The organism is Actinoplanes flavus (assembly GCF_017592555.1).
Classification (GTDB): Bacteria; Actinomycetota; Actinomycetes; order Mycobacteriales; family Micromonosporaceae; genus Actinoplanes; species Actinoplanes flavus.
In genome coordinates, this window is the sequence record NZ_JAGFNS010000038.1 from 68,882 (window position 1) to 75,538 (window position 6,657).

General features: G+C 71.0%; 9 protein-coding genes and 1 pseudogene. 4 read left to right on the forward strand and 6 right to left on the reverse strand.

What is annotated here, in order from left to right; translation table 11 throughout:
* Positions 1-486: a DinB family protein gene (locus J5X75_RS38530; protein WP_372451022.1), complete on the forward strand. Its 486-nt coding sequence runs from the start codon at positions 1-3 to the stop codon at positions 484-486.
* Here the strand turns inward: J5X75_RS38530 and J5X75_RS38535 are convergent.
* Both J5X75_RS38535 and J5X75_RS38540 read right to left on the reverse strand, forming a co-directional pair.
* Positions 483-1,019, reverse strand: a complete 537-nt coding sequence (locus J5X75_RS38535; protein WP_208472653.1) for a hypothetical protein — start codon at positions 1,017-1,019, stop codon at positions 483-485. The two genes, J5X75_RS38530 and J5X75_RS38535, sit on opposite strands and share 4 nt — an antisense overlap.
* Before the next feature lie 41 nt (positions 1,020-1,060).
* Positions 1,061-1,540 carry a hypothetical protein gene (locus J5X75_RS38540; protein WP_208472654.1) on the reverse strand — a complete coding sequence of 160 codons (480 nt, stop codon included), beginning with the start codon at positions 1,538-1,540 and terminating at the stop codon, positions 1,061-1,063.
* 61 nt (positions 1,541-1,601) lie between these two features.
* On the opposite strand from J5X75_RS38540, the gene J5X75_RS38545 reads away from it, so the two are divergent.
* Complete coding sequence (locus tag J5X75_RS38545; RefSeq protein ID WP_208472655.1) at positions 1,602-2,795, forward strand: MFS transporter; 1,194 nt, start codon at positions 1,602-1,604, stop codon at positions 2,793-2,795.
* 1,388 nt (positions 2,796-4,183) lie between these two features.
* Here J5X75_RS38545 and J5X75_RS38550 read toward each other — a convergent pair.
* From J5X75_RS38550 to J5X75_RS46270, 3 genes and pseudogenes are all read right to left on the reverse strand, one after another.
* Positions 4,184-4,939 (reverse strand): hypothetical protein, encoded by a 756-nt coding sequence (locus tag J5X75_RS38550; protein WP_208472656.1) that lies wholly within the window; start codon positions 4,937-4,939, stop codon positions 4,184-4,186.
* Between the two features lie 4 nt (positions 4,940-4,943).
* Positions 4,944-5,231 carry a sigma factor-like helix-turn-helix DNA-binding protein gene (locus J5X75_RS46265; RefSeq protein WP_307798540.1) on the reverse strand — a complete coding sequence of 96 codons (288 nt, stop codon included), beginning with the start codon at positions 5,229-5,231 and terminating at the stop codon, positions 4,944-4,946.
* A gap of 110 nt (positions 5,232-5,341) precedes the next feature.
* Positions 5,342-5,650, reverse strand: a pseudogene (locus J5X75_RS46270) (RNA polymerase sigma factor); the annotation flags it as partial.
* Between J5X75_RS46270 and J5X75_RS38560 the strand changes: the two are divergent.
* Complete coding sequence (locus J5X75_RS38560; RefSeq protein ID WP_208472657.1) at positions 5,568-5,852, forward strand: hypothetical protein; 285 nt, start codon at positions 5,568-5,570, stop codon at positions 5,850-5,852. The pseudogene J5X75_RS46270 and the gene J5X75_RS38560 overlap by 83 nt on opposite strands.
* A gap of 94 nt (positions 5,853-5,946) precedes the next feature.
* Positions 5,947-6,285, forward strand: coding sequence for a PepSY domain-containing protein (locus J5X75_RS38565; protein WP_208472658.1), 339 nt, complete (start codon positions 5,947-5,949; stop codon positions 6,283-6,285).
* Positions 6,286-6,303: 18 nt separating this feature from the next.
* Here the strand turns inward: J5X75_RS38565 and J5X75_RS38570 are convergent.
* Positions 6,304-6,657 (reverse strand): ATP-binding protein (locus tag J5X75_RS38570; RefSeq protein ID WP_208472659.1); only part of this gene is annotated, 354 nt, incomplete at its 5' end.

The window sequence follows — 6,657 nt, forward strand, 5'->3', positions numbered from 1 at the left end:
ATGTCTTCGATGGACGATGTGATCGGCCGGCCGCTGCGCGAGCAGTGGGAGTTCTTCCTCGACGAACACCGGACAGCGCTGTACGACTGCCTCGACGGCCTCACCGAGGAGCAGGCCCGGCGCAGCCTGGTGCCGTCCCGGACCACGCTGCTCGGGCTGGTCAAGCACGCCACGTTCGTCGAGAAGGTGTGGTTCGACGAGGCGATCACCGGACGGTCCCGGGACGAGATCGGGATCCCGGCGACACCGGACGAGTCGTTCGTCCTGACCGACGAGGACACCGTGGACAGCGTGCGGGCGGCCTACCGGGAGACCTGCGAGGCCTCCCGGAAGGCGACCGCGGCGCTGGGGCTCGACGACGTGGTGACCGGCAACCGGCGCGGGCCGCTGCCGCTGCGCTGGGTCTACCTGCACGTGCTGCGGGAGTTCGCGCAGCACTGCGGGCACGCCGACATCCTGCGCGAACAGATCCTCGCCGAACGCTAGGCGAAATCCCGGTACTTGATCTTCGCCCGGCGGCCGTCCGGGTGATGCCAGACGATGCCCTCGAACGCCGGGTGCGCCAGCAGCCAGTCGCGCAGCCCGTCCAGGTCGCGGGGCACGTCCAGTCGGTCCGCCTTCGCGTGCGCCACGAGCGCGTGACCCCGTACGCCCTCGGGGTTGCCGTTGATCTTCTCGCCGATCAGCTCGTAGGTGCCCGGATCGCCGGAGAACGACGCGGCCGCCTCGGCGTGATATCTCGCGTAGGCCGACTGGGCGATCGGCTCCCAGCCCACCGTCTTGCCGGTGACCTCGTCGGTCATCACCGGCCGGTAGCCCGGCGGGCGGGTCCGGCCCGGGCGCACCTCGCGGCGCGCCCACCACGTGCCGTCGGCGTCGAGCAGCACGCAGGTGCCGTCGTATTTCCGGGTGGCGATCCCCTCGCCGTCGAGAACCCACTGACAGACGGGGTTGGCCTCGGGTAGCACGCGCTTACGGTCCTGCGGGTCACGCTGGAACAGCGTGGGGATCTTCTGCATGGCGCCATCGTCGCATCGGGCTCAACCCGTTATCGCGGCCCTCACTTCTTCGTCGCGGTGAGGTGGACCAGGACGCTGTCCGGGTCGTCGAGGCCGAACAGCACGTTGCGGTAGGTGCCATCGGGCCCGGGCGCCTCCGCCTCGTCGATGCCGGCGACCTCGATCGACTCCTCCGGCTTCCACAGGCCACCGCCGCCGAGGTCGTCCTTGCCGGTCACCGGCCGCAGGCCGGCTACCGGCTGGGCGGTGAATCTCCCGGACGCCACGAACCCGTCGAGCGCGGCGCGCGGCATCCGAAACGTCGCGGCCAGCCGCGTCTCCAGACCGTTGCTGTAGACGGCGGACAGCAGGACCGTCCCCGGCGGCAGCGTGACGTGGGCGACGGCCTCCACCTGGGAGGCGGTGGCGAGTTCCGGTTCGGACTGTAGGCCGGTGTTGAAGTCCGAGGCGCACTGGCCGAGAACGATCAGCAGACTGAGGGCCGACAGCGCGAGGGCGAGATTGATTCGCCAATTTCTCATGACGGTAAATACTAGGAAGTGTCGCGCTCGGCGGTGTCCCGGTGCGGGCTACCGTTCCCGGGTGACCGAGACCGCCACCGCCCGGGGCCAGACGCTGCGCCAACTCGGACCCACCGTCTACCTGCCGTCGGCGGTCTACTCCACCGGCCTCGGGGCGGTCGCGCCGGTCATCGTCCTGACCGCCACCGGCCTCGGCGCGTCCCCCGCGGTCGCCGCGATCGTCGCCGGGCTGCTCGGCCTGGGCCAGATCAGCGGCTCCCTGCCGGCCGGCGTGCTGATCTCCCGGGTGGGGGAGCGGCGCACCATGCTCGCCGCCGCCGGACTCGCCATCCCCGCCCTGATCTGCTGCATGCTCGCCCCCAACGTGCTGCTCCTGGGAGCGGCGGTCGCCCTCCTCGGAGTGTGCGGTTCGGCGTGGGCGCTGTCCCGCCACGCCTACCTCACCGAGGCGGTCCGCCCCGAACTGCGCGCCCGCGCCATGTCCACCCTCGGCGGCGTCGGCCGGATCGGCACCTTCACCGGCCCGTTCCTCGGCGCCGCCGCCATGCACCTGGCCGGGCTCGACGGGGCGTACCTGGTCGCCGTCACCGGCGTCGGCCTCGCCACCGTCGTACTGATCGTGTCACCGCCGGTCCCGCACGACCGCGCCGTACCCGCCGGGATCGAACGCCCCGGACTGTGGGCGGTCATCCGCGCCAACCGGCACACCCTGCGCACCCTCGGCCTCGGCGTGCTGCTGGTCGGCGCGCTGCGCGCCTCCCGCCAGACCATCGTCCCGCTGTGGGGCGTGTCGCTCGGCCTCGACCCGGCCACCATCGGCCTGATCTACGGCGTCTCCGGCGGCATCGACATGCTGCTGTTCTACCCGGCCGGCAAACTCATGGACCGCTACGGCCGGCGCTGGGCCGCGGTCCCCGCGATGACCCTGCTCGGCGTCGCGCACGCCCTGCTTCCGCTGGCCACGGGCACGTTCGGCCTCACCGCGGCGGCACTGCTCATGGGCCTCGGCAACGGCCTCAGCGCGGGCCTGGTCATGACACTCGGCGCGGACGCGTCCCCCGCGTCCGGGCGCGCCGAGTTCCTCGGCGCTTGGCGTCTCTGCTCCGACATCGGCCAGGGCGGCGGGCCACTCCTGATCGGCGCGGTCACCGCGGTCGCCTCCCTCACGGCCGCCGCGATCACGGTGGGCGGCGCGGGCTTGCTAGCGGCACTCCTGCTCCATCGATGGATAAAACCCCATCCCCCGTACGCGTAAAGCGCACCCCCCAACCCCATCCACCCCGTCCCCGCTGTCCCCCCTTCCGCCCGCCCCTCAGCCCACCCCGCTACCGGCCCTGCTACCGGCCTCGCGGCTCACTCCGACGTCTTGCCCCCCCGCCTCGTCTCCGCCGCCGCGTCTCGCTCCGAGGTCACGTCCGTGCCCTGCCTCCGAGTTCGTGCGCTGGTTCCGGGTTCGTGCGCTGGTTCCGGGTTCGTGCGCTGGTTCCGGGTTCGTGCGCTGGTTCCGAGTTCGTGCGCTGGTTCCGGGTTCGTGCGCTGGTTCCGGGTTCGTGCGCTGGTTCCGGGTTCGTGCGCTGGTTCCGGGTTCGTGCGCTGGTTCCGGGTTCGTGCGCTGGTTCCGAGTTCGTGCGCTGGTTCCGAGTTCGTGCGCTGGTTCCGGGTTCGTGCGCTGGTTCCGAGTTCGTGCGCTGGTTCCGGGTCCGTGCGCTGGTTCCGGGTCCGTGCGCTGCCTCGGCGTCCGCGCCCTTCTCCGCGTCTGTGCCCTTCTCCGCGTCTGTGCGTTGTCTCCGCGGCCATGCGTTGTCTCGGCGTTTGTGCGTTCTCTCCGCGTCTGTGCGCTGGCTCCGCGTCTCGCTGCCGCCTCCGTGTCGGGCTCCTGCGTCCGGCTTCGTGTCACGCTCCCGCGGCCGCCTCTCCTGCCCTAGGCCTGTCCTCGCCTCGCGCAACGCCTTGTCCGGATCTTGAACGTTCACCCACCGAAAGCGGCGGTCAGACGTCCAAGGTCGCCGTGAGCCGTTGCGGAGACGGCCGCTTGCCTCGTTCGGAGCTTGGACCTGTACCCACCGATAGACGCCCATAGCGACGAACGGGCATTCAAGATCGTCGTAACGGAAGGAGCGTGGGCTGTTGCGGGAGTGGACCGCGCGCCCTGTGCCGATCTTGGTCGTTTGCCCACCGTTTTCGGTGGCTGGGCGTCCAAGGTCGTCGTAACGGGGGTGGGGGTGGGTTGTTGCGGGAGTGGGCCGCGCGCCTTGTGCCGATCTTGGTCGTTTGTCCACCGTTTTCGGTGGTTGGGCGTCCAAGGTCGTCGTAACGGGGGTGGGGGTGGGTTGTTGCGGGAGTGGGCCGCGCGCCTTGTGCCGATCTTGGTCGTTTGTCCACCGTTTTCGGTGGCTGGGCGTTCAAGATCGTCGTGATGGGGAGTTGAGCGTGGGTTGTTGTGGGGGCGGGCCGTGCGCCTTGTGGCGATCTTGGGTGTTTGTTCACCGTTTTCGGTGGGTGGGCGTCCAAGGTTGCCGTGACGGGGGAGCGGGAGCTGTGGTGGTGGGCGATCGGGTGCCCTGGTCTGGGCTTGGGTGTTGGCTGCTTTGGAGACGGGGACGGTTGGGAGTGGTGCTGGTGGGGGTGGGGTGGTGGGCGCTGTCAGACGTCGATCAGTAGTAGGCCGTCGCCGATCAGGCCTACGTCGGGGTCGCCGGAGTAGGGGGTGACCTGCAAGGTTCGCTCGCCGTCGACTCGGAAGAGCTGGCCGACCTCGAAGTCGTGGCCCTCGGCCAGCATCCGGGCCAGGTGGTTGAGGATCATGGCGGTCTGCTCGATCCGCTCCTGGGGGACTCCGGCGATCAGATCCGGGCGACCGAATTTGATCATGCCTCGGGTGTGTACCGGATGCCCGAAACCGGGACGGCTGTCGGTCTCCGCGACCAGCCCGACGTCCCGCTGGATGGCGAACGGCCGGTGCGCGTCCAGCCCGGCGACCTCGTCACCCGGGTGCCAGGTGTGCGTGTACACGTCCAGCACCGCGAACGCTCCCGCCTCGGCCAGCAGCCCGGCCACCGCCCAGCCGAGCTGGAGATGGGTCAGGTCGGACGGGTCGTCCACGATCAGCCGGATCGAGTAGCACCACGTGGCGGCGTCCAGCCGCTCCGGGTGGGGCAGTTCCCGGGCCGCGACCTGACGCAGCGGCCCCGAACGCCACCCGTCGAACCAGTCCGGGTCGTCGGCATACCGGTGCTGGCGCAGGTCCAGCGCGGCGAGCGGTGCCGACGGTGGAGCGCCGACCTTGAGGTCGAGGCCGCTCAGCACGTCCCGTTCGGCGAAGGCGACGAACATCGTCGAGGCCGGGCGGCCGGTGGGGCGGAACGCCGGGCGCTGCCACGGTTCGATCAGAGTGCTCACCTGATCATCGTGCCAGCGTCAGCCCCGGTAGGTGATCCCCGCGGCAAACCTCAGGGCCTGCTCCCGGCTCAGCGGGATCGTCCGCGGATCCCAGCGCGCGGGCCGCGTGGACCCGCACCGTGCTGGGCGAGCAGCGCAGCACCGCACCGATCTGCCGGTCGTCGAGATCCTCGTAGTAGCGCAGCACCATGACCGCCCGCTGGGTGCGGGTGAGCGCCCTGAGCGGGGTCCAGATCTCGTCACGGAGCGCCTGGCCCTCGGCGAAGTCGCCGTCGGCGGGAGCGTCCGGCACGACGCCCGGCCGTTCCCGGCTCGACCGGCGCGCAAGCACGACACGTGGGATCGCACGATCGCGGTCCGCACATATCGATCGGGCTGTTCGGACTCGATCCGCGACCACCGGCGGTACGCCTTGACCAGGACCTCCTGCACCAGGTCCTCGCCGAGCTGCCGGTCGCCGCGGATCAGATGGGCGAACCGTCTCAGCGTGTCACCCCGATCCCGCACGAACTCCTCGAACCCGTCCCGCACCGGCACTCCCCGCCGTCGTTCGCTCCGTCGACAGCCAGGACGCGCCGACGGCCCGGATCCGCTTACCTCATGGCCCGGGCTTCGTACAGTGCCGGGAATGCAGATGAGCTTCGATGTGGGGGCTGAGGAGCGCCACACCGTGGTGTTCTCGTTCGACAAATTCTGGGGCGGGCTGTCCATCACCGTCGACGGGCACGACGTCGTGCGTACCGTGCGGATCGCGTCCGTCCGGACGGTGCAGCGGTACAACTTCGTGGTCGGGGTTCAGGAACAGCACTACGTGACGATCGAGCACCACCGGAAGGTGCTGTTCGCCGGGCTGCGGGACCAGCCGGTCCATGCGTACGTCGACGGGGTTCTGGTCGCGCGGGGTGTCGCCTGAGCCGCCTTATCCCGCCCTTAACGTTCACACAGCGTGCCCATAGCGATCCCCGCGGGAGGGTGGTCCTGTCCGCATCGACAGGAGGGGGAGAGCCATGAACAGGAAGGCGACCGCGGCGGTTTTCGCGACCGGATCGCTGATCGTGCTGGGTTTCGGAGGGGCCGCGCTGGCGGGCGGCGCCGATGACGGGCGGCCGCCGGCGTTCGCCTCGCCGTCGGTCACGGCGCCGGCCGGCGGTGAGGTGACCGCCGACGAGGCCCGGGCCATCGCTCTGCGTGCCGTCCCGGGCGGGACCGTCGAGTCGGTCGAGCGGGACACCGAGCACGGCCGGCTGGTCTGGGACGTCGACGTGATCGAGGGTGGCGTCGAGCACGATCTCGACGTGGACGCCACCACCGGCGAGATCACCAGTCACCAGATCGACGACGACTGATCGGGTCTCGCCGAGGGCTCAGGGTCCGGCGATCTCCAGCCGGACCACCGCCCCGCCGGAGCCCGGCGGGTTGATGTCGAAGGTGGCCGCCACCTGCCGGGCGATGTCCAGCCCGAGCCCGGTGGAGTCGTCGCCGGAGGCGCCGCGCCGCGCGGCGCCTCCGGACGGGAAGCCGGGCCCCGAGTCGGCGACCGTGAGAACCGCGCCGCCGCCCGGCCGGGCGGTGAGGGTGACCGACAGCGGTGTCCCGTCCGGCGTGTGGGCGAAGACGTTGCCGAGCAGCGCGTCGAGCGCGGCGGCCAGGTCGTCGGCGGCGGCCGCGACCGGCACCGGCCCGGCCGGCAGGTCCTGACGGACGTCGCGGCCGGTGTC